Source organism: Streptomyces lunaelactis, from assembly GCF_003054555.1.
Lineage (GTDB): Bacteria > Actinomycetota > Actinomycetes > Streptomycetales > Streptomycetaceae > Streptomyces > Streptomyces lunaelactis.
The window spans coordinates 5,022,104-5,043,522 of record NZ_CP026304.1 but is presented as its reverse complement, the minus strand read 5'-3'; the positions used below and the strand labels follow the sequence as shown (position 1 = coordinate 5,043,522).

Here is a 21,419-nt window from a genome sequence, read left to right as displayed (position 1 = left end):
CTACAGTGACCGGACCTGTTGGTCGTCACGGAGAGCGGATCATGCGTGTGCGCTACCCCCGTACGCCGCATCTCCCGTGGTCGCCGGGGGCGGCGTCGGACGACGTACGAGCCCGTGAGCTGTCCGGGCTGCGCGGCCGTGAAGTCGTGGTCACCGAGAAGCTCGACGGGGAGAACACCACCCTCTACGCGGACGGGCTGCACGCCCGCTCGCTCGACTCCGCACACCATCCCTCGCGGGCGTGGATCAAGTCTCTGCAGGGGCGGATCGGCGCGGAGATCCCGCAGGAGTGGCGGGTGTGCGGCGAGAACCTCTACGCGCGGCACTCGATCGCCTACCAGGACCTGGAGAGCTGGTTCTACGGGTTCTCCGTCTGGGACGGCGGCGACCGCTGCCTGGACTGGGACCGGACCGTGCGGTTCCTGCGGCGGCTGGGAGTTCCGGCGCCACGGGTGCTGTGGCGGGGCACCTTCGACGAACGGGCCCTGCGGGCGCTGCGGCTGGACACCGCGCGGCAGGAGGGCTACGTCGTACGGACCGTCGAGGGCTTCGACGGGGCGGAGTTCGGGCAGCGGGTGGCCAAGTGGGTGCGCGGTGGGCACGTACAGACCGATTCGCACTGGATGCACGCCGCTGTCGTGGAGAACGGGCTGAGCGCCAACGCTGCGCTGTGGGCGGTGCGTTCGGGGGCAGCCGCCGATGTGGGAGACGGCAGCCGAGACCGGCACCGACCCGTGGCCGGAGCTGTTGTCACCGCCGGCCCCGCACAGGCTGCACGCGGCGTGGGCGATCGTGACCGTACGCGCGGGCGGGGCCGAGGAGTTCGAGGAGACCCTGGGCCGCGTCCGGGGTCGCGTACGAGCGCTCCTCACCGCCCTCGAGGACGCGGGGGCGGTGGACGCGCACGCCTGGCCCCGGCCGTTCGAGACCGGGCCGGCGCTGGCGCGGTACGCGATCGGCCTCGGCCGGACCCCGCCGGACGCGGCCCGGCTCGCCGAGATCGCCCAGGGGTGGGGCCGGGGCCTGCGCGGGGTCGAGGTCGCATGGGCGGAGCGGGGGCAGGCCGACGAACGGCAACTGCTGAACGGCAACCGCTGAGCCGGCAACCGTACGCTGGAGGCATGACTGAGCGGAAACCGCCGGGTGTCAGCTTCGAGTCGTGGGTCGACAAGCAGATCCGCGAGGCGTCGGAGCGCGGGGACTTCAAGGATCTGCCGGGCTTCGGAAAGCCGCTCCCGGACGACAAGGCCCCCTACGACGAACTGTGGTGGGTCAAGGGCAAGTTGCACCGCGAGGGCGTCTCCGTCCTGCCGCCGACGCTCGCGCTCCGCAAGGAGGCGGAGGACGCGCGGGAGGCGGCGGCGGGTGCGGCGACGGAGGCGGAGGTCAGGCGGGTCCTGACGGAGGTCAACGAGAAGATCACGGCAGCGGTCCGACGGCCGCCGCCGGGTCCGCCGCTGGGTCTTCAGCCGTTCGACGTCGACGCGGCGGTCCGCGCGTGGCGCGCGGCGCGCGAGGGTCAGTGACCGGGGCTCCGCCACGGACCCCGCGGTCGCCGGCGGGGCTGACACGTCAGGCCCCCGGCCCCCTCAGCGCCGCGGCTGCGGCAGCGTCGGGAGCTTCGTGTCGTACAGCCACATCCTGAACAGCCCCTCCAGCGGATGCGCCGAATGCCACTGCGCAAGCGCGATGAACTCCTCCGTCGTCACCACACCGTGCCGCCGCGTCGCCGTCCACTCCCGCAGCAGCGTCACGAACGCCGCATGCCCCATCACCGTACGGAGCGCGTGCATCGTCAGGCCGCCGCGCTCGTAGAGCCGGTCGTCGAACAGCCGCCGCAGGCCAGGGTCGGCGATCTTGATGTCCTGGCGCAGCAGGGCCAGCTTGTCGCGGGACTTCGCCGCGAGGGCCGCCGCCGACGGCCCGCCGGAGACCTCGGACCACAGCCACTCCGCGTACTTCGCGAAGCCCTCGTTGAGCCAGATGTGCCGCCAGTCCGCGACGGTCAGGCTGTTGCCGAACCACTGGTGGGCCAGCTCGTGCGCGATCAGGCGCTCGCTGCCGCGCCGCCCGTCGACATGGTTGGACCCGAAGATCGAGAGGCCCTGCGCCTCGACGGGCACGTCCAGTTCCTCGTCCACCACCACGACCCCGTAGTCGTCGAAGGGGTAGGGGCCGAAGAGGTCCGTGAACGCCATCATCATCTGCGGCTGCCGGGCGAAGTCGTGTTCGAAGCGGCCGAGCAGCTCCCGGGGCACGGCGGCCGGCTGCGGCACCGGTCCGGAGTGCGCCACGTCGACCAGCTCGTACGCGCCGATCTGGACGGTCGCGAGATAGCTCGCCATCGGCGCCGGCTGCTCGTACACCCACGTGGTGGTGGAGGCGCTGATCGTCCGGGAGGTCAGGGATCCGTTGGCGACCACGGTGTACGGCGACGGGGTGGTCACCGCGATCCGGTAGACCGCCTTGTCGTCGGGGCGGTCGTTGCAGGGGAACCAGGACCGGGCGCCGCTCGGCTGGGAGGCCACCAGCGCGCCGTCCTCCAGCTGCTCCCAGCCGAGGTCGCCCCAGTCGGGCGTACGGACCGGGTGGGGGACGCCGGTGTAGCGCACCTCGACGGTGAACGACGCCCCGGCGCGCAGCGGCTTGGCAGGCCGGATGCGCAGCTTGTCGGCCCGGTGCGTGTACCGGGCCGGGCGGGCGCCGTCCACCAGGACGCGGTTGATACGGAACGGGCCGAGGTCCAGGACGACTTCGGGCAGCGTGCGCTCGGCGACGGCGGTGATCCTGGCCCGGCCCGCGAGCCGGCCGGGCAGCGGACGGTAGTCCAGCTCCAGGTCGTACTCGGCCGTCCGGTAGCCGCTGTCACCGTGCTGCGGCAGGTACGAATCCGTCACCGTTGTGCGTCCTCGCGTTTCTTGCTGTGAACTCGTGTGCGTGTGCATGCGCGCTGTGCCTCGTGTGACTGTGCCTCGTGTGCGTTACGGCTTCCAGGCCGCGATCGGGTTGCCCAGCCAGCGGGTGCCCGCGGGCACGCTCTCCCCGCGCATCACCAGCGACGCCGGACCGACCGCGGCGCGGGCGCCGATGACCGCGCCGGGCAGCGCGATGCCGTGCGGGCCGAGCGTCGCACCGGCTCCGAGGACGACATTGTCCATGCGCATGATCCGGTCGTGGAAGAGGTGCGTCTGCACCACACAACCGCGATTCACACTCGCGCCGCCGCCGATGGTGACCAGGTCGGCCTCCGGCAGCCAGTACGTCTCGCACCAGACGCCGCGCCCGATGCGGGCGCCGAGACCGCGCAGCCACAGGTTCATCAGCGGGGTGCCGCCGGTCGCGCCGACCAGCCACGGCACGGCGAGCACCTCGACAAAGGTGTCCGCGAGCTCGTTGCGCCACACGAAGGACGACCACAGCGGGTGCTCGACGGCCCGGAAACGGCCGACCAGCAGCCACTTCATCGCGATCGCGACCGCACAGGCCAGCAGGCCGCCGGCGAGCAGCACGCCGCCGCCGCACAGCACCGCGAGTCCGACTCCGAGGCGGGCGGCCAGCAGTTCGAAGGCCGCCAGTCCGAGTACGGCGAGCGCCACACTGCACATGACCGGCACGATCCGGCAGATCTCGACGATCGCGCGCGCCCACTTCAGCCGCTTCGGCGGGTCGAAGGTACGGCTCTGGTCGCCCTCCTCCGCCGCCCGGGGCAGCTTCATCGGCGGCATGCCGAGCCAGGAGCTGCCCGCCTTCGCCCGCTTCGGGGTCGAGGACAGCACGCCGACCAGGCCCCGCTTGGGCACGGAGCGGCCCGCGGCGGTCATCCCGGAGTTGCCGAGGAAGGCCCGCTTGCCGACCCGGGCCTCGGCGATGCGGAGCCAGCCGCCGCCGAGTTCATAGCTCGCCACCATGGTGTCGTCCGCGAGGAACGCGCCGTCGCCGACCGTCGTCATCGCGGGCAGCGCCAGCACGGTCGACGCCTCGACCCCGCGGCCCACCTTCATGCCGAGCGCCCGCAGCCACACGGGCGTGAACAGGCTCGCGTAGAGCGGGAAGAGATGCACCCGCGCCATGTCCATCAGCCGCTCGGTCGCCCACGCCTGCCAGGCGACGCGGCCGTGCACGGGGTGGTAGCCCTCGCGCAGTCCGATGCTGAGAGTGCGTACGCCCGCGAGGATCAGCAGCGCGTACGTGATCATGGCGACGACCGTCGCCGGCGGTACGGCGGCCAGGGCGGCCGTCAGCGCATCGCCGAGACCGGCGCTGCCGCGCACGAACAGGCCCATCACCAGCAGACCGGGCAGCGCCGCGAGCGCGGGCAGCAGACCGAGGGCCAGCGACGTGACCGAATAGACCGTCGTCCAGCGGCGGGTGCGCGGGGGGCGTCCCGCGGGGAGACGGCGGTTGGCCTTGCCCTTGCGGGCGGCGGGCACGCCCGACCAGCGCTCGCCGGCCGGGACCGTGCCGGTCACGCCCGCTCCGGGGGCGATCTCGGCGCGCTTGCCGACGCGCGCGCCCGGGAAGAGCGTGCTGCGGGCGCCGACGGTGGCTCCGGCGCCGATCCGGACCGAGCCGATGTGCAGCCGGTCGCCGTCGAGCCAGTGGCCCGACAGGTCCACCTCGGGCTCGACGGCGCTGCCCTTGCCGAGCCGCAGCATGCCGGTCACCGGCGGAAGGGAGTGCAGATCGACTTCGTCGCCGATGCGGACGCCGAGCGCCCGTGCGTAATAGGTGAGCCAGATGCCCGCGAGGCTGGTGGCGCCGCTGAGCTCGGCGAGGCGTTCCGCGGTCCACAGGCGCAGGTGGACACCGCCACCACGGGCGTACGTACCGGGGCGCAGGCCGCGCAGCAGCAGCCGCGCGCCACCTGCCGCGATCACGATCCGCCCGGGCGGGCTGACGAACAGCAGCCAGCCGAGCGCGATCCACCACCACGAGACCGTCGGCGCCCACGGCGCCGCGACCACATTGCTGATGGCGGCCGCGACGACGCCCCACCGCAGCCCGGCGACACTGAGCAGCGGCAGCATGAGCAAGCTCTGTACGACAGCGGCACGACGCGGCACCGGCCGCATCTCACCGGCCTCGGGCCCGCCTGCGGAAGACGCCTCCAGGGTCCGGGCGAGCGCGCCGAGGGTCGGGTTCTGGTAGATGTCACCGACGGACCCGGTGGCGTACCGCTCCCGGATCCGCGACACCAGCTGCGCGGCGGCGAGACTGCCACCGCCGCTCACGAAGAAGTCCGCGTCGGGGCTGGTCACGGGCGCACCGAGAAGCTCCGCCCACTGCTCGGCGAGCCAGGCTTCGGCGGCGGTGAGCTCGGCCTGACCGGCGTCCGGCGTACCCGCGCCGGGCAGCGGCCAGGGCAGAGCGGCCCGGTCGACCTTGCCGGAGGTCCGGGTCGGGAGGGTATCGACGACAGCGATCAGGGGCACGAGCGCGGCGGGCAGCTCCTTGCGGAGGCGTGCGACGGCGTCGGCCTGGTCGAAGGGTTCGGCGTCGAGGGGCAGGGGGTCGGCGATGCCGTCTGCGGCGGCGGAGGTCATGGCGTCGTGGGCGGCCTCCGGGCCGGAGGCCGCGCCGTCCCCCGCAGCCGCACCGGCCGTCGGGACGCTCGGCACCACATAGCCGACCAGCAGCTGGTGCCCGCCCGCCGTCGTGCGAACCGCCGCCGCCGCTCCGGCCACGCCCGGCAGGGCCTGCAGCGCCGCGTCGATCTCGCCGAGCTCGATGCGGCGGCCGCCGAGCTTGATCTGCTCGTCCGCGCGGCCGACGAAGAGCAGGCCTTCCTCCTCCGACCGGACCAGGTCACCGCTGCGATACGCGCGGTCCCAGCCCAGCGCGGGCAGGGGCGCGTACTTCTCCGCGTCCTTGTCCGCGTCCAGGTAGCGGGCGAGGCCGACCCCGCCGATGACCAGCTCGCCGGTCTCGCCCATGGGTACGAGCTCACCACGGGCGTCCACGACGGCGAGTTCCCAGCCGTCCAGCGGCAGGCCGATCCGTACCGGACCTTCGCCCGTCAGCAGCGCCGCACAGGCGACGACGGTGGCCTCGGTCGGACCGTACGTGTTCCAGACCTCGCGCCCGGCGACGGCCATCCGCTCGGCCAGCTCGGGCGGGCACGCCTCGCCGCCGAAGATCAGCAGCCGTACGTCGTCGAGGGCCTCGGCCGGCCAGAGCGCGGCGAGGGTGGGGACCGTCGACACGACGGTGATGCGCTGCTCGACCAGCCAGGGGCCGAGGTCGAGACCGGTGCGTACGAGCGAACGGGGGGCGGGGACGAGGCAGGCGCCGTAGCGCCAGGCCAGCCACATCTCCTCGCAGGACGCGTCGAAGGCCACGGAGAGCCCGGCGAGGACGCGGTCGCCCGGACCGAGCGGCTCCTTCGCCAGGAAGAGCCGGGCCTCGGCGTCGACGAAGGCCGCGGCGCTGCGGTGGCTTACGGCAACGCCCTTGGGCTTGCCGGTGGAGCCGGAGGTGAAGATGATCCAGGCGTCGTCGTCCGGTCCCGGCCGGCGGCCCGTGTCGCCCCCGGGGGCGCCGCAGCGCTCGATGGCGCGGCCCGCGCCGATGACGGCGCTGACGGCGGCCTCGGTGAAGACCAGTTCGGCGCGCTCGTCGGGGTCCTCGGCATCGACCGGGACGTAGGCCGCGCCGGCGGCGAGCACGGCGAGGATCGAGACGTACAGGTCGGCGGTGCCGGACGGCACACGTACGCCGACGCGGTCGCCGACGCCGATCCCGGCGGCGGCGAGCTCCAGCCGCAGTGCCTCGACCTCGGCGAGCAGGGCGCCGTAGGTGAGGGGCGCATCACCGTCGTCGACGGCGGGTGCATCCGGGTGACGGCGGGCGGTCTCGTCGAGAATGTCGAGCAGCGTGCGCTCGGGCGCGGCACCACCGGCGGTGAAGAGCGCGGGCGCGGGCGCCTCGTCGAGCAGCGGATCGAGCAGGGTGGGTGTCTCCGGGGCGACGGTCATGCAGCGTCCCGCAGGTCGCCCGATATGGCTTGGATCCGGTCGGGGCCGGACTGGCTCGTACGCATCTCTCACTCTCCGTAGGTCGTGTCGAATGCGCTGCGAATCCCCATTCCGCGCACGGCAAACGAGGAGTTTATCCGCCGTTAACCCACCTCGCCTGTTGTGCGCGGAACACACCATCCGGCCACATCACCCCACGGGCGTCATGATCGAATGACATCGTCCCTGCTCGGGAGGGTCGCCGGAGCCGCCGCGCGCATGTCGGTCCGACGCGGCGAAGAGATCTTGAGTGTGTCGAAAGGCACTGGCCAGTCACTCTGTGTTCACACGTGACGGCCGTCCCGGGAGCCGGCGTGGGAGTCCCGCAGCGGTCCGCAGCGGCGACCGCGTCCACCTCACCGGGCAGACCAGCGCGCGCCCTTCATCAGGTCCCCGAGCCCCATCCAGGCGAAGTTCATCAGCGTTCCCGCCGCTTCCTTCGCCGAGACGCCCTCCGTCTCGTTCGCCCACCCGGCCAGCGACTCCGCCGCGCCCACCAACGCCTGCGCCAGCCCCGCCATATCCCGGGCGGCCAGCTCGGACTCCCGGTGCGTCTCACGTGCCGCGGCCCCGATCAGCCCGGTCACGAAGGCCACGATCTCGTCCCGCATCGTCGCCACCTCGGCGGCGAACGGCTCCCCGTGCGTCCGAGCCTGGCGGTGCAGGATCGCCCAGCCGTCCGGGTTCACGGCGGTGTGCGTGAAGAACGCCGCGAGCCCCGCCCACAACTGCCGGTCCGCCGCGAGCCTCGGCTCGGCCCCCGCCCGCACCGCGGCGATCAGCGCATCCGCCTCACGCCGGATGCACGCCGTGAAGAGCTCCTCCTTGGAGTTCAAGTACAGATAGACCAACGGCTTGGAGACCCCGGCCAGTTCGGCGATCTCGTCCATCGACGCCGCCCGGTACCCGCGCTGCCCGAAGGTCCGCACCGCCGCGTCCATCATCTGCCGCTCACGCACAGCGCGCGGCATGCGTTTGCTTCTCACGCCCTTCACAGGACCCATGTCAGACATCCTCCCCCCCCCACACCCCTACTCCGCGGTAAGCCTACGGGCTCGGCCCTCGACGACCCAGCGGACGCAGAACGGCCCCCTCCCCCGTAGATACGGAGAAGAGGGCCGCCCGTGCTCAAGCCGCACACACGCGCTGGGGCGCCTACTGGACGGCGCCGTCCTCCTGCGAACGGCTGGCCTCGAGCCGGGCCTTGGCCTGGTCGACCTTGCCGACGATCTGCTCGGACATCGCGTCGCGCTGCTTGCGCAGCAGGATGAAGCTGAGCGGCGCGGAGAGTACGAGGGCGAGCAGGATGACCCAGACGAAGTTGGAGTCGCCAAGTCCCTTGGGCAGTACGCCGATCTGGACCAGGCCGCCCACGGCGACGAGGCAGCCGATGAAGATGGCGAGGCGCATCGTGGTGTACCGGATCGCGGCGCTCGTCTTGGCGGACACGGCGGGCCTTCTCTCTTCGTACGACAGGTCGTGCCGAACCAGTGAAGCATGTCCCGGAATCGATCGATTCAGCGGGACAGGGGCAGCAGCATGATCACGTCGTCGCGGTCGTCGCCGTCGGCGACCCGGATCGCGCCGGGCACCCGCCCGACTTCCTTGTAGCCGCAGGAGCCGTAGAACCGGTCGGCGCCGGTGCCGCCGCGGCAGGTGAGCCGGATCGCCTCGACGCCGTCGAAGGTGCGGGCCGCGTCGGCGGCCGCCGCCATCAGTTCGCGGCCGTGTCCCTTGCCCTGGTGCTTGGGGTGGACCATCACCGTGTAGAGCCAGACCCAGTGGGCCATCAGCCGGTGGGTGTTGTACGTGAGGAAGGCGGTGGCCGCGACGGCGCCGTCCTCGTCGTACCCGACGAGGAGGCGGGTGCGGCGCTCCGCCATGGCCCGCAGGTGCTTGCGCCACTCGGGCCGTATCTCCTCGGTCGTCACGGGCGGCACGAACCCGACGGCGCCGCCCGCGTTGGAGACATCGGCCCAGAGGGCCAGGACGCCGTCACGCAGGGCGGGGCCGCCGGGCGGGTCGAGCTGGAAGACGAGGGGCATGGCGGCCGGGTTCAGACGCGCATGGGCTGCGGCGACTCACGGCGGTCGGCGTCCGGGCCCGGGTACTCGCGGATGATCTCGTAGCGGGTGTTCCGCTCCACCGGGCGGAAGCCGGCGTCGCGGATCAGGTCGAGCAGATCGTCACGGGTCAGCTTGTTCGGCGTGCCGTAGTTGTCCGCGTCGTGCGTGATCTTGTACTCGACGACCGAGCCGTCCATGTCGTCGGCGCCGTGCTGCAGCGCGAGCTGAGCGGTCTGCACTCCGTGCATCACCCAGAAGACCTTGACGTGCGGGACGTTGTCGAACAGCAGCCGGGAGACCGCGAAGGTCTTCAGCGCCTCGGCGCCGGTGGCCATGGTCGTACGCGCCTGGAGGCGGTTGCGGACCTTGCCGTCCTTCATGTCCACGAAGTCGTGCTGGTAGCGCAGCGGGATGAAGACCTGGAAGCCGCCGGTCTCGTCCTGAAGTTCACGCAGCCTCAGCACGTGGTCGACGCGGTGGCGGGGCTCCTCGATGTGCCCGTACAGCATCGTGCTGGGGGTCTTGAGGCCCTTGGAGTGCGCGAGGCGGTGGATGCGCGACCAGTCCTCCCAGTGGGTGCGGTGGTCGACGATGTGCTGCCGGACCTCCCAGTCGAAGATCTCGGCGCCGCCGCCGGTGAGCGACTCCAGACCGGCGTCGATGAGCTCGTCGAGGATCTCGGAGGCCGACAGCCCGGAGATGGTCTCGAAGTGGTGGATCTCGGTGGCGGTGAAGGCCTTCAGGGAGACGTTCGGGAGGGCCTTCTTGAGCTCGCTGAGCGAGCGCGGGTAGTAGCGCCACGGCAGGTTGGGGTGGAGCCCGTTGACGATGTGCAGCTCGGTGAGGTTCTCGCCCTCCATCGTCTTGGCGAGGCGGACGGCCTCCTCGATGCGCATGGTGTACGCGTCCTTCTCGCCCGGCTTGCGCTGGAACGAGCAGTACGCGCACGACGCGGTGCACACGTTGGTCATGTTGAGGTGGCGGTTGACGTTGAAGTGGACGACGTCACCGTTCTTGCGCGTCCGCACCTCGTGCGCGAGGCCGCCGAGCCACGCCAGGTCGTCCGACTCGTAGAGGGCGATGCCGTCCTCGCGGGTCAGCCGCTCCCCGGCCCGGACCTTCTGCTCCAGCTCGCGCTTGAGTCCTACATCGTTGATCGATGCGGTCACGTGGCCGCCTCCCAAATGTCTCCGTACAACAGGCTCCACCACGTTACTCCCCCGCACTTCGCAGGCGGGGGCACCCCCGTTGACGCTCCGCGTCAGCCCTCGTCCGGCAGATCTCCGACCCGGTTCTCCCACTTGGTGGAGAGCACGATCGTGGTGCGCGTGCGCGACACGCCCCTGGTGCCGCTCAGCCGGCGGATGGTCTTCTCCAGACCGTCCACGTCGTTCGCCCGCACCTTGAGCATGTACGAGTCGTCGCCCGCGATGAACCACAGGTCCTCGATCTCGGCGAGGTCCTTCAGCCGGCGCGCCACGTCCTCGTGGTCGGCCGCGTCGGAGAGCGAGAGGCCGATCAGGGCCGTGACACCGAGACCGAGCGACTTGGCGTCGACGGTGGCGCGGTAGCCGGTGATGACACCCGCCGCCTCGAGGCGGTTGATGCGGTCGGTGACGGAGGGCCCGGAGAGCCCGACGAGCCGGCCGAGCTCCGCGTACGAGGCCCTGCCGTTCTCCCTGAGCGCCTGGATGAGCTGCCTGTCCACCGCGTCCATATGCCTGGACCTTCCATTGTTCAGCGATCTCGCAAGTTTACGTATAGAATCTAAGGCACACAGGGAAAATCCCCTGTGAATCTTTCACACGATCAACGATGATCCTTCAAAATTTCAGGAGTGAGCTTCCCCGTGTACACGATCGAGATGGCCTACGCCCAGATGCGACAGCTGCAGGAGCTGGCCGACCGCTCGCGTGTCCATCAGCCTGCTGCCGCCCACCGGGTCGACAGGACCCGTACGGCCCGCCGCACCAAGAAGCGCTAGTCCCGGGCCAGTCCGGGCTAGTCCGTACGAGAGCCACCCAGCTCTCCCTCCCAACGGCGGTACAGCTCATGCGGCACCCCTGCCGCGTCCAGCACCCGCCCCGCGACGAAGTCCACCAGATCCTGGATGTGTGTCGCCCCCGCGTAGAACGCCGGTGAGGCGGGCAGCACCACGGCGCCCGCCTCGTCCAGCGTCACCAGATGCCTGAGGGTCTGTCCGTTCAGCGGAGTCTCCCGCACCGCGACCACCAGCTTCCGCCGCTCCTTGAGCGTCACGCTCGCCGCCCGCTGCAGCAGATCCTTCGAGAGCCCGAGCGCCACCCCGGCCACACACGCCGTGGACGCGGGCACGATCAGCATCCCCTTGACCGGGTACGAACCCGAGGACGGCCCGGCGGCCAGGTCTCCCGCGCCCCAGTGCCGCACTGCCTCGACATCTACCTCGAAGGTGCCCGGCTTTCCGTCGGCCCCGCGCGCCAGCCACTCCCGCAGGTCCGTGCGCCAGTGCGCGTCACGGAACGCGATCGCGGTCTCGTCGAGCAGCGTGAGGCGCGAGGCACGGCTGACCACCAGGTCCACGCTCTCGCCGGCGGCCAGCAGCCCGCGCAGCACGGCGGCGGCGTAGGGCGTCCCGGACGCGCCGGAGACGCCCACCACCCACGGGGTGCGCTTGGCGTCGTTCATGCTGATGAGCCTATCCGCCGGTTACACAGTGAGGCCGCGCACCAGGAGATCGAGCAGCGCGCACGCGAAGAGGACGATTCCGATGAAGCCGTTGACCGTGAAGAAGGCGCGGTTGAGGCGGGACAGGTCGTGCGGCTGGACGATGGTGTGCTCGTAGAGGAACGCCGCCGTGACGATCACCAGGCCGGTCCAGAAGAACCCGCCGGCGTCCGTGGCCAGGGCGTACCAGACGAGCAGGACCGTCGTCACGACATGGCAGGTCCGAGCGCCGTAGAGCGCCGCGGGGATGCCGAAGCGGGCCGGGACCGACATCACGCCGTGGGCGCGGTCGGCGTCGACGTCCTGAGTGCCGAAGATCAGGTCGAAGCCGCCGATCCAGACGCCGACCGCGAGGCCGAGGATCACCGCGTCCCAGGACCACTGCCCGGTGACGGCGATCCAGGCGCCGACCGGGCCCATGGCCTGGGCGAGGCCGAGGATGGCGTGCGGGAAGTTGGTGAACCGCTTGCCGTACGGATAGACCACCATCGGGATCACCGCGATGGGGGCGAGCGCGAGGCACAGCGGGTTCAGCGCGGCGGCCGCGCCGAGGAAGACGACGACGGCGACCCCGGCCCCGGTCCACGCGGACCGCACCGAGACGGCGCCGGTGACGAGTTCGCGGCCCGCGGTACGCGGATTGCGGGCGTCGATCTCGCGGTCGATGATGCGGTTGCAGGCCATCGCGAAGGTCCGCAGGCCGACCATGGCGATCGTGACCAGGAGCAGCCGCCCCCAGTGGATGTTCCCGTCCAGCCGGAACATCGCGGTGAGCGCGGCGATGTACGCGAAGGGCAGCGCGAAGACCGAGTGCTCGATCATCACCAGGCGGAGAAAGGCCTTGGTCCTGCCGGGTTGCGGGACTGCGGCGGCAGCACTGGTCACAGGCCGTACTCCTTCCAACGGCGGTCGACCTTCGCCGCCGTCTCCGGGTCGGACTCGACCATGTCCGGCCAGCCGCCGTCCCGGACGTACCCCTCCTCGGGGAGCTTCTTCGTCGCGTCGATGCCCGCCTTGCCGCCCCAGAACTGCTGGTACGAGGCGTGGTCGAGGTGGTCGACCGGGCCTTCGACGACGGTCAGGTCACGGGCGTAGTCGGTGTTGCCGAGCGCCCGCCAGGAGACCTCGTGCAGATCGTGGACGTCGCAGTCGGCGTCCACGACGACGATCAGCTTCGTCAACGACATCATGTGCGCGCCCCAGATCGCGTGCATGACCTTCTGCGCGTGCTTGGGGTACTTCTTGTCGATCGAGACGATCGCGCAGTTGTGGAAGCCGCCCGACTCGGGCAGGTGGTAGTCCACGATGTCCGGCACGATGATCTTGAGCAGCGGGAGGAAGAACCGCTCGGTGGCCCGGCCCAGCGGACCGTCCTCCGTCGGCGGGCGGCCCACCACGATCGACTGGAGCAGCGGGCGCCTGCGCATCGTGACGCAGTCGATGGTCAGCGCGGGGAAGGGCTCCTGCGGAGTGTAGAAGCCGGTGTGGTCGCCGAAGGGGCCCTCCGGCAGCATCTCGCCGGGCTCCAGCCACCCCTCGATGACGACCTCGGCGTTGGCCGGGACCTGCAGCGGCACCGTCTTGCAGTCGACCATCTCGATCCGCTTGCCCTGGATGAAGCCCGCGAAGAGGTACTCGTCGATGTCGCCGGGCAGCGGCGCGGTGGACGCGTACGTCACGGCCGGCGGACAGCCGAAGGCGATCGCGACCGGCAGCCGCTCGCCCTTCTTCGCGGCCACCGCGTAGTGGTTGCGGCTGTCCTTGTGGATCTGCCAGTGCATGCCGATGGTGCGCCGGTCGTGGCGCTGGAGGCGGTACAGACCGAGGTTGCGTACGCCCGTCTCCGGGTGCTTGGTGTGCGTGAGGCCCAGGTTGAAGAAGGAGCCGCCGTCCTTCGGCCAGGTGAACAGCGCGGGCAGCTGGTCCAGGTCCACGTCGTCGCCGCGCAGGACGACTTCCTGCACCGGCGCGTCCTTCACCTTCTTCGGCGGTACGTGGACCATCGTGCCGAGCTTCCCGAACGCCTCGCGCACCCCGACGAAGCCGTGCGGCAGTTCCGGCTTGAGCAGCCCGCCGATCTTGTCGCTGATCTCCGTGTACGACTTCAGGCCGAGCGCCTTGAGCAGCCGGCGGTCGGTACCGAAGACGTTCATCGCGAGCGGCATCGCCGATCCGCGCACGTTCTCGAAGAGCAGCGCGGGGCCGCCGGCCTTGTTCACCCGGTCGACGATCTCCCCGACCTCCAGACAGGGGTCGACCTCGGCCTTGATGCGCTTGAGGTCTCCCTCGCGCTCCAGCGCCCGGAGCAGGGAGCGAAGATCGTCGTAAGCCATGCCGACCAGTATCGGCCACCCACTACCCTTGACCTGTCACCGGGGCCGTACCAGCCCCGCCGCCGCACTCCGGGGGGCCCGCTCCACGATGCTCAGGTACCTGCCGTTCCTTCTGATGCTGGCGCTGACGATCTACGCCTTCATCGACTGCCTCAACACGCCTGAGGAAGAGGTCAAGCACCTGCCCAAGGTCGTCTGGGTGCTCATCATCCTCATCTTCACCATCGTCGGCCCGGCCGTCTGGCTGTTCGCGGGCAAGAAGCGCCAAGGCTCCCCGGCCGGAGGCGCGCGGGGCGCGGCGGGCCGGCGGGGCTGGGTCGCTCCCGACGACAACCCCGACTTCCTGCGTTCCCTCAAGGACGAGGACAAGAAGGACGACAACAAGAACCGGGACGGGGACGACCCGTCCTGATGGAGCTGCGCCTGCTGGTCACCTTCGAGAAGGTCGCCACCGTTCTCTCCTTCACGCAGGCGGCGGCCGAACTGAAATACGCCCAGTCGAGTGTCACCAGCCAGATCCGCGCGCTGGAGGCCTCGCTCGGCACGGAGCTCTTCGACCGGCTCGGCAGCAGGATCCGTCTGACGGAGGCGGGCGAGCGGCTGCTGCCGTACGCGCGCCGGATCATCGACCTGTCGGCGGAGGCCCGGACCGCGGTCAACGGCGTCGACGAGCCCAACGGCACGATCAACATCGGCACCATGGAGTCTCTCACCTCCTACCGGCTGCCCGCGCTGCTGGAGCTCTTCCACCACCGCTATCCGCTGGTGAAGCTGTCGCTGCGCCCCACCCTCGGCGACGAGACCCGGCAGGCGCTGCGCCAGGGCGTGTACGACATCGGCTTTCTGATGGAGCGCGAGACCGTGCACGCGGGCCTGGAGACCGAGGTGCTGACCGCCGAGCCGCTGGTACTGGTCTGTGCGCCCACCCACGCGCTGGCCGGGGAGGCGAAGCTCGCGACGGTCGATCTGTCGGAGGTGCAGCTGGTGGGTACGGAGCCGGGCTGCCCGTACCGCGATCTCTTCGAGCGGGAGCTGCGCGAGAGCACCGGCACTCCCCCGCCCTTCATGGAGTTCGGGACGATCGAGGCGACCAAGCGGGGTGTGGCCGGCGGTCTCGGTGTCGCGCTGCTGCCGCGGATGGCGGTGCGCCAGGAGCTGGCGACGGGGGTGCTCGTCGCGCTGCCCTGGGAGCCGCCGTTCCAGCTGCACACGCAGGTGGCGTGGCGGGAGGGGAAGCGGCTGCCGCGCCATGTCCGGCTGTTCATCGACGAGACGGTGCGGCTGGTACGGGAGCAGGAGTCGTCGGACCGGTCGGAGCAGGTGAACCGACCGCCGTACGGGGAGACTTGGCAAAGCTGACTTTCAGGCTCGCGAGCACGATCAGCGGGACGCCGAGCGCCTGGACGAGGCCGATGTGGTGTCCGTACACCGCCCAGTCGGCGACCATCGCGACGGCCGGGTAGGTGAAGGCGAGCACGGCGATCTTCGCGGTGGGCAGCTTCTGGTAGGCGGCGTACATCAGGACGTACATCAGGCCGGTGTGGATCAGGCCGAGCCCGACGAGCCATGCCCAGCCGCTGCCGAGGCCGCTCGCGGCGGCGAAGTCGGCGAAGGGCAGCAGCAGCGGGATGCCGACCAGGACCTGGACGAGGGCGACGAGATGGGGGCGTACTCCCCTCACCCGCTTGGTGATCACGGTGGAGATCGCGTAGAAGAGCGCGGCGAGCAGGGCGAAGCCGAGGCCTTCGAGCGAGCCGGGGTCGGCGGGGCTCACTCCCGAGACGAGCATCAGTCCGGCGAAGGCGACGGCGAGCCAGCCGAACCTGGCGGCGGTGATCCGCTCGCGGAAGAGGAGCGCGCCGAGCAGCACCACGTAGAACGGCTGCGTGTGGTAGACGACCGTCGCCAGCGAGATGGACGTGGCCTCGTACGCCTTGAAGAGGAACGCCCAGTTGAAGACGATGAACGCGCCGCCGAGCGCGGCGAGGGCGAGCTTCTTCGGGGTGAATCCGTGGTCGGTGAAGTAGCCGCGGGCCAGGGCGTACGCGCCCAGCGCGACCGCCCCGAAGAGACTGCGGAAGAACACCACGTTGAAGGGCGACGCGCCGGACTCGACGACGAAGATTCCGAGGGTGCCGGAGAGCACCATGGCAAGGGTGAGTTCGAGGGTGCCCCGGCTCTCCAGGGACTTGTCCGTAGTCATGACAATGACGCTACGAACCGGGCGGCAGCCGGTCCACGGGCCAGTGGGGCGTCCTGCCGATGGGCCGATCGGCACCGCCGATGACGTACGTTCGGGATGTGAGCGCCATGGAGCACGCGGAGTACGGGACGTGGCTGGCGACGGCCGTCGACGAGGCGCGCGCCGGGCTGGCCGAGGGCGGGATTCCGATCGGCGCCGCGCTGTACGGGGCGGACGGGACCCTGCTGGGGCGCGGCCACAACCGCCGCGTACAGGACGGCGATCCGTCGACGCACGCGGAGACCGCGGCCTTCCGCGCGGCCGGCCGGCAGCGCTCGTACCGGGGTACGACGATGGTGACGACGCTCTCGCCCTGCTGGTACTGCAGCGGTCTGGTGCGGCAGTTCGGGATCTCCCGGGTGGTGATCGGCGAGGCCGCGACCTTCCACGGCGGGCACGACTGGCTGGCCGAACACGGCGTGGAGATCGTGCTGTTGGACGACGCCGAGTGCGAAACGCTGATGGATGACTTCATCAAGTCCAACCCCGAGCTGTGGAGCGAGGACATCGGTGACTGAGCCCAGGATTCCCACCATCGATCTGCGTCCCTGGTTCTCCGGGGACCCGGCCGCCCGCGCGGAGATCGCGGCGGCCGTCGACCAGGCCCTGCGGACCGCCGGGTTCCTGCTGGTCACCGGGCACGGCGTCGATCCCGACCTGCGGGCGGAAATCCGGGAGGCGGCGCGGGAGTTCTTCCGACTGCCGTCCGGTGCCAAGGAGCCGTACGCGGTGAAGGTCGGCGGGCGCGGCTGGCTCGGGCCCGGCGCGGAGGCGAACGGATACGCAGAGGGTACGGAGACTCCGCCGGACCTGAAGGAGTCGCTGTCCTTCGCCGCCGAGGACCCCACCGGCGACCCGGCCGTCGACGCCGAGTGGTTCGCGCCCAACACCTGGCCGGCCGAGGCACCGAAGCTGAAAGCCCTGGTGGAGACGTATCTCGGGCACATGCGGGCGCTCTGTGACCGGCTGCTTGAGCTGCTCGGGGTGGCGCTCGGCGAGTCCCGCACCTTCTTCACCGGGCACACCGGGCACCCCACCTGGGGCTTCAACATCAACTGGTATCCCGGCACCGGGACCGTGGGTCCCCCGCAGCCCGGCCAGTTCCGCATCGGCCCGCACACCGACTTCGGCACGGTCACCGTCCTGGACCGCCAGGCCGGAAAGGGCGGGCTCCAGGTGTTCACGGAAGAGGGCGGCTGGGAGAACGCGCCGTACGACCCCGCGGCCTTCACCATCAACATCGGCGACCTGATGGCCCGCTGGACGGGCGACCGCTGGCGCTCGGGCCGCCACCGGGTGCTGCCGCCGCCCGCGGACGTACCGGCCGAGGAGCTGATCTCGCTGGTCTACTTCTACGAGTGCGATCCGGGCACGGAGGTCAGGGGCATCGACTCGCACACATATCTGCGGGCCCAGCTCGACGCGATCACGGCCGGCTGACGTACTCCTCCCGCAGCTCCGCTGGTGCCATGGCCCAGGGCCCCGGTCGTGGCACCAGTTTCCTCCGGTGGCGGCTCAGACGCCCGCGTAGGAGTGCTTGCCGGTGACGAAGATGTTCACGCCGTAGTAGTTGAACAGCCAGCAGCCGAAGGCGATGAGCGCCAGCGTGGCCGCCTTGCGGCCCTTCCAGCCCGCGGTGGCGCGGGCGTGCAGGTAGCAGGCGTACGCGACCCAGGTGATGAAGGACCAGACCTCTTTGGGGTCCCAGCCCCAGTAGCGGCCCCAGGCGTCGCCCGCCCAGATCGCGCCCGCGATGATCGTGAAGGTCCACAGCGGGAAGACCGCGGCGTTGATCCGGTAGGAGAACTTGTCGAGCGTGGACGCCGCGGGCAGCCGCTCCATGATCGAGGTGCGCAGGCCGCTGATCTCGCCCCCGCGGGCGACCTTCGCCTCGTAGAAGTCGCGCAGCAGATAGAAGAGCGTGCCGACAGCACCGAGATAGAAGACCGCGCCGCAGATGATCGCGGTGGAGACGTGGATCCACAGCCAGTACGAGTGCAGGGCCGGGACGAGCTGGTCGCTCTCGGTGTACAGCCCGGTCGTGGCGATGCCCAGGTCCAGCAGGACGGTGGTGACCAGCGGCAGCCCGATCCAGCGGATGTTCTTCCTGGCGAGCAGGAAGCAGAGGTACGCGCCGACCGCCACCGTGGAGAAGGTGATGGAGAACTCGTACATGTTGGCCCAGGGGGCCCGCTGCACCGACATCGCGCGGGCCACGACGCCGGCCGCCTCGATGAGGAAGCCGAGGACGGTCAGCGAGACGGCCATCCGGCCGTACAGATCGCCCTTCTCGGTGCCGCCGGACGCGCCGGGGCCGTCCGGGACGTCACGCGTGCCGGCCGCCGAGCGGGTGACGACCTTGGGCCTGTCCAGTACGGCGGTGCCACCGCCCTGCTTGACCTGGACGGTGACCGAACGAGCCCCGGCGGCGGTGCCACCGCCGGTCAGCGCGGCGGCGGTACGGCCCACCTTGCTGCGGCTGCCGAAGACCCACTCGGCGATATGGGCGAAGAAGGCCAGCGTGTAGACGGCCATCGACGAATAGATCAGCACATTGCTGATGTGCGCGAGGTTCTCGTTGGTGGCGGCGGCGAGAGTCACTTCTCAGCCCCTTCGGCAGCTACGTCTGAGGGTTCAGGCGCCGTCGGCGCCTCTGAATGGAGGGTTACGGCCAGGTCGGCCAGCTCTTCGGGAAGCTTCGGGGACTCACTGCGGCCGAGTCCCGCCATTTCGACGACGGTTACGCCGTCCTCCCCCTGGACCGCCCGCACCCAGACGCGGCGGCGCTGGATGAACAGCGAGCCGACGAGACCGCCGATGGCGGCGATCGCCCCGGTCAGCGCCCAGCCGGTGGCCGGCTGCCGCGTGATCTGGAAGGTCGCCCACTCCTTCACTTCCTTCTCGAAGGTGATGGAACCGGCGCCGTCGGGCAGGGTCATCTTCTCGCCGGGCAGGAGCCGCGCCTTGAGAATCTCGCCCTTGGGGTCCTTGAACTGGGTCAGCTTGCGGGTGTCGAGCTGGTACACGTTCTGCGGCAGGCCCGCGTCGACGCCCAGGCTGCCGTGGTAGCCGGTGAGGGCGAGCACGGGGAACTCGAGACCGGGGAACTGCGAGAACATGTCGCCCTTGCCCGCGCCCCCGAACGTCGGCACGAAGAAGGCCTGGAAGCCCAGCTGGTCCTTCTTGCCGGATGTGTCGCGGTAGCCGTCCATCACCTTGATCGCGCCGGTGGAGGTGACGTTGTTGTCGATGGGCAGCAGCGGAACCGCGCCGTTGAAGACAACCTTGCCCTTGCCGTCCCGGACGGTGACGACGGGCGCGTACCCGTGGCCGTTGAGATAGACCTTGGTGTCGTCGAACACGAGGGGCTTGTTGATCTCGATGGTCTTCTTGCCCTCGGTGCCGTCGCCGCGCGTGTAGGTGACGTCGGCCTCGTAGGTGCGCGGCGTGCCGCGCTGCGGGCCGGTCTTCGCGTACGTCCCGGTGAACCGGTCCAGCGTGAAGCTGAACGGCGCGAGCTCGTCCGAGCTGAACATCGAGCCGGACTTGAAGTCGTCGTACTGGGTGAGGGTGTTGGAGAAGCCGTCGCCCTCGACGATCAGCTTGCCGCCCTCGGACTTGAGGAGCTGGCCGGCGGCGAAGGCCACCAGCATCACGATCAGCGCGATGTGGAAGAGGAGATTGCCGGCCTCGCGCAGATAGCCCTTCTCGGCCGCGACCGCGTCGCCGACGGTGTGGGCGCGGAAGCGGCGCTTCTTCAGGATCGCGAGGGCGGCCTCGCGCACCTGCTCGGGCCCGGCCTCGGTGCGCCAGGTGGTGTACGCCGGCAGCCGGGTCAGCCGGCCGGGGGCGCCCGGCGGGCGGCCCCGGAGCTGGCCGACGAACTGCCAGGTGCGCGGCACGATGCAGCCGATGAGGGAGACGAACAGCAGGATGTAGATCGCCGAGAACCACACCGAGCTGTAGACGTCGAAGAACTGCAGCTTCTCGTAGACCGGCGAGACCGTCTCGTGGGCCTCCTTGAAGGACTGCACCTTCAGCTCGTCCACGCTGTTCTGCGGAATGATCGAGCCGGGGATCGCGCCGAGCGAGAGCAGGAGGAGGAGAATCAGCGCGACCCGCATCGAGGTCAGCTGCCGCCAGAACCAGCGGGCCCAGCCGACGACTCCGAGGGTGGGACCGGCGATGAGCTCTTCCCGGGGAGCGGTCGACAGCAGAGCCCCGGCCGCGCCGAGGTCCTTGCTCTCCCGCCGCTCTTCCGCCCGCAGCTCTGCGTCTGTCTTGCTCATGGAACTCAGATCCCCACCGTGAAGCCGTTGGACCAGACCTGCATCTCCTGCACGAGGCTGTCCCAGACACCGGTCAGCAGCAGCAGACCGGTCGCGATCATCATGACGCCGCCGATCCGCATCACCCAGGCGTAGTGGCGCTTGACCCAGCCGAACGCACCGAGCGCCTTGCGGAACGCCACCGCCGCGAGCACGAACGGCAGACCGAGTCCCATGCAGTACGCGACGGTCAGTATGGCCCCGCGGCCCGCGCTCGCCTGCTCGGCGGCGAGCACCTGGACGGCCGAGAGCGTCGGCCCGATGCACGGCGTCCAGCCGACACCGAAGAGCGCGCCGAGCACCGGCGCGCCGGCCAGCCCGGTCACCGGCCGCTTGTGGATGCGGAATTCACGCTGGGTGAGCCAGGGCATCAGGCCCATGAAGAACACGCCCAGCAGGACCATCAGCACACCGAGGATCTTGGAGAGAACCTCCTGCTGCCCCTGGAGTGTCGAGCCGAAGTAGCCGAAGAGCGCGCCGCCGGAGACGAAGACGGCGGTGAAGCCGAGGACGAAGAGGGAGGCTCCCGCGACCATCCGGCCGCGCTTGGCCTCGGCCAGGTCGGTGCCGCTGACCCCGGTGACGTACGACAGATAGCCGGGGACGAGGGGCAGCACGCAGGGCGAGAAGAAGGAGACGAGGCCGCCGAGTGCGGCAATGGGCAGCGCGAGGATCAGGGCTCCGCCGAAAACCGTGTCATACGTGCCGGACGTGGCGGCGAGAACTTCCAC

At 70.6% G+C, this 21,419-nt stretch carries 20 protein-coding genes and 1 pseudogene; 7 read left to right on the top strand and 14 right to left on the bottom strand.

Features of this window, described 5'->3' with window-relative positions; genetic code table 11:
• Positions 1–41 precede the first annotated feature (41 nt).
• Together SLUN_RS42645 and SLUN_RS23270 are read left to right on the top strand one after the other, a co-directional pair.
• A pseudogene (locus SLUN_RS42645) lies at positions 42–1,098 on the top strand (RNA ligase family protein).
• Positions 1,099–1,121: 23 nt separating this feature from the next.
• On the top strand, positions 1,122–1,526 hold the full coding sequence (locus SLUN_RS23270; RefSeq protein WP_108154893.1) for a DnaJ family domain-containing protein: 405 nt from the start codon (positions 1,122–1,124) through the stop codon (positions 1,524–1,526).
• 63 nt (positions 1,527–1,589) lie between these two features.
• Here SLUN_RS23270 and SLUN_RS23265 read toward each other — a convergent pair whose 3' ends face one another.
• The 7 genes from SLUN_RS23265 to SLUN_RS23235 form a co-directional block, all read right to left on the bottom strand.
• Positions 1,590–2,945 carry a M1 family metallopeptidase gene (locus SLUN_RS23265; protein ID WP_108151313.1) on the bottom strand — a complete coding sequence of 452 codons (1,356 nt, stop codon included), beginning with the start codon at positions 2,943–2,945 and terminating at the stop codon, positions 1,590–1,592.
• Positions 2,946–2,981: 36 nt separating this feature from the next.
• Positions 2,982–6,974: a Pls/PosA family non-ribosomal peptide synthetase gene (locus SLUN_RS23260; RefSeq protein ID WP_108151311.1), complete on the bottom strand. Its 3,993-nt coding sequence runs from the start codon at positions 6,972–6,974 to the stop codon at positions 2,982–2,984.
• Between the two features lie 395 nt (positions 6,975–7,369).
• Positions 7,370–7,984 (bottom strand): TetR/AcrR family transcriptional regulator, encoded by a 615-nt coding sequence (locus tag SLUN_RS23255; protein ID WP_371413841.1) that lies wholly within the window; start codon positions 7,982–7,984, stop codon positions 7,370–7,372.
• A 184-nt stretch (positions 7,985–8,168) separates the two neighbouring features.
• Positions 8,169–8,423, bottom strand: a complete 255-nt coding sequence (locus tag SLUN_RS23250; RefSeq protein ID WP_175256516.1) for a DUF4229 domain-containing protein — start codon at positions 8,421–8,423, stop codon at positions 8,169–8,171.
• A gap of 107 nt (positions 8,424–8,530) precedes the next feature.
• On the bottom strand, positions 8,531–9,058 hold the full coding sequence (locus tag SLUN_RS23245) for a GNAT family N-acetyltransferase (RefSeq protein ID WP_108151305.1): 528 nt from the start codon (positions 9,056–9,058) through the stop codon (positions 8,531–8,533).
• Between the two features lie 11 nt (positions 9,059–9,069).
• The gene (mqnE, locus tag SLUN_RS23240) at positions 9,070–10,236 is read right to left on the bottom strand and encodes an aminofutalosine synthase MqnE (protein ID WP_108154892.1); all 1,167 of its coding nucleotides are present in this window, start codon (positions 10,234–10,236) and stop codon (positions 9,070–9,072) included.
• A 104-nt stretch (positions 10,237–10,340) separates the two neighbouring features.
• Positions 10,341–10,796 carry an Lrp/AsnC family transcriptional regulator gene (locus SLUN_RS23235; RefSeq protein WP_108151303.1) on the bottom strand — a complete coding sequence of 152 codons (456 nt, stop codon included), beginning with the start codon at positions 10,794–10,796 and terminating at the stop codon, positions 10,341–10,343.
• Between the two features lie 120 nt (positions 10,797–10,916).
• On the opposite strand from SLUN_RS23235, the gene SLUN_RS39570 reads away from it, so the two are divergent.
• Positions 10,917–11,063: a hypothetical protein gene (locus tag SLUN_RS39570; protein ID WP_159100310.1), complete on the top strand. Its 147-nt coding sequence runs from the start codon at positions 10,917–10,919 to the stop codon at positions 11,061–11,063.
• Positions 11,064–11,080: 17 nt separating this feature from the next.
• Here the strand turns inward: SLUN_RS39570 and SLUN_RS23230 are convergent, their stop codons facing one another.
• From SLUN_RS23230 to SLUN_RS23220, 3 genes are read right to left on the bottom strand one after another with little or no spacing between them, the layout of a single operon-like run.
• The gene (locus SLUN_RS23230) at positions 11,081–11,746 is read right to left on the bottom strand and encodes a UbiX family flavin prenyltransferase (protein ID WP_108151301.1); all 666 of its coding nucleotides are present in this window, start codon (positions 11,744–11,746) and stop codon (positions 11,081–11,083) included.
• 21 nt (positions 11,747–11,767) lie between these two features.
• A complete protein-coding gene (gene mqnP / locus SLUN_RS23225) occupies positions 11,768–12,670 on the bottom strand; it encodes a menaquinone biosynthesis prenyltransferase MqnP (RefSeq protein WP_108151300.1) in 903 nt (300 codons plus the stop codon).
• Positions 12,667–14,118, bottom strand: coding sequence for a menaquinone biosynthesis decarboxylase (locus tag SLUN_RS23220; protein WP_108151298.1), 1,452 nt, complete (start codon positions 14,116–14,118; stop codon positions 12,667–12,669). The genes mqnP and SLUN_RS23220 overlap by 4 nt, the downstream gene beginning before the upstream one ends.
• A gap of 88 nt (positions 14,119–14,206) precedes the next feature.
• On the opposite strand from SLUN_RS23220, the gene SLUN_RS23215 reads away from it, so the two are divergent.
• Both SLUN_RS23215 and SLUN_RS23210 read left to right on the top strand, forming a co-directional pair.
• On the top strand, positions 14,207–14,530 hold the full coding sequence (locus SLUN_RS23215; protein ID WP_108151296.1) for a PLD nuclease N-terminal domain-containing protein: 324 nt from the start codon (positions 14,207–14,209) through the stop codon (positions 14,528–14,530).
• Complete coding sequence (locus SLUN_RS23210; RefSeq protein ID WP_108151294.1) at positions 14,530–15,477, top strand: LysR family transcriptional regulator; 948 nt, start codon at positions 14,530–14,532, stop codon at positions 15,475–15,477. Before SLUN_RS23215 ends, SLUN_RS23210 begins: the two co-directional genes overlap by 1 nt.
• Here SLUN_RS23210 and SLUN_RS23205 read toward each other — a convergent pair.
• Positions 15,380–16,321, bottom strand: a complete 942-nt coding sequence (locus tag SLUN_RS23205; RefSeq protein ID WP_108151292.1) for a DMT family transporter — start codon at positions 16,319–16,321, stop codon at positions 15,380–15,382. The two genes, SLUN_RS23210 and SLUN_RS23205, sit on opposite strands and share 98 nt — an antisense overlap.
• 107 nt (positions 16,322–16,428) lie before the next feature.
• On the opposite strand from SLUN_RS23205, the gene SLUN_RS23200 reads away from it, so the two are divergent.
• On the top strand, positions 16,429–16,878 hold the full coding sequence (locus SLUN_RS23200) for a nucleoside deaminase (RefSeq protein WP_108151290.1): 450 nt from the start codon (positions 16,429–16,431) through the stop codon (positions 16,876–16,878).
• Positions 16,826–17,800: an isopenicillin N synthase family dioxygenase gene (locus tag SLUN_RS23195; RefSeq protein WP_108151288.1), complete on the top strand. Its 975-nt coding sequence runs from the start codon at positions 16,826–16,828 to the stop codon at positions 17,798–17,800. Before SLUN_RS23200 ends, SLUN_RS23195 begins: the two co-directional genes overlap by 53 nt.
• Before the next feature lie 75 nt (positions 17,801–17,875).
• On the opposite strand, the gene ccsB is transcribed toward SLUN_RS23195, so the two are convergent.
• From ccsB to SLUN_RS23180, 3 genes are read right to left on the bottom strand one after another with little or no spacing between them, the layout of a single operon-like run.
• On the bottom strand, positions 17,876–18,961 hold the full coding sequence (gene ccsB / locus SLUN_RS23190) for a c-type cytochrome biogenesis protein CcsB (protein WP_108151286.1): 1,086 nt from the start codon (positions 18,959–18,961) through the stop codon (positions 17,876–17,878).
• Positions 18,958–20,649, bottom strand: a complete 1,692-nt coding sequence (gene resB, locus SLUN_RS23185) for a cytochrome c biogenesis protein ResB (protein ID WP_108151284.1) — start codon at positions 20,647–20,649, stop codon at positions 18,958–18,960. The genes ccsB and resB overlap by 4 nt, the downstream gene beginning before the upstream one ends.
• 5 nt (positions 20,650–20,654) lie before the next feature.
• On the bottom strand, positions 20,655–21,419 hold the full coding sequence (locus tag SLUN_RS23180; RefSeq protein ID WP_108151282.1) for a cytochrome c biogenesis CcdA family protein: 765 nt from the start codon (positions 21,417–21,419) through the stop codon (positions 20,655–20,657).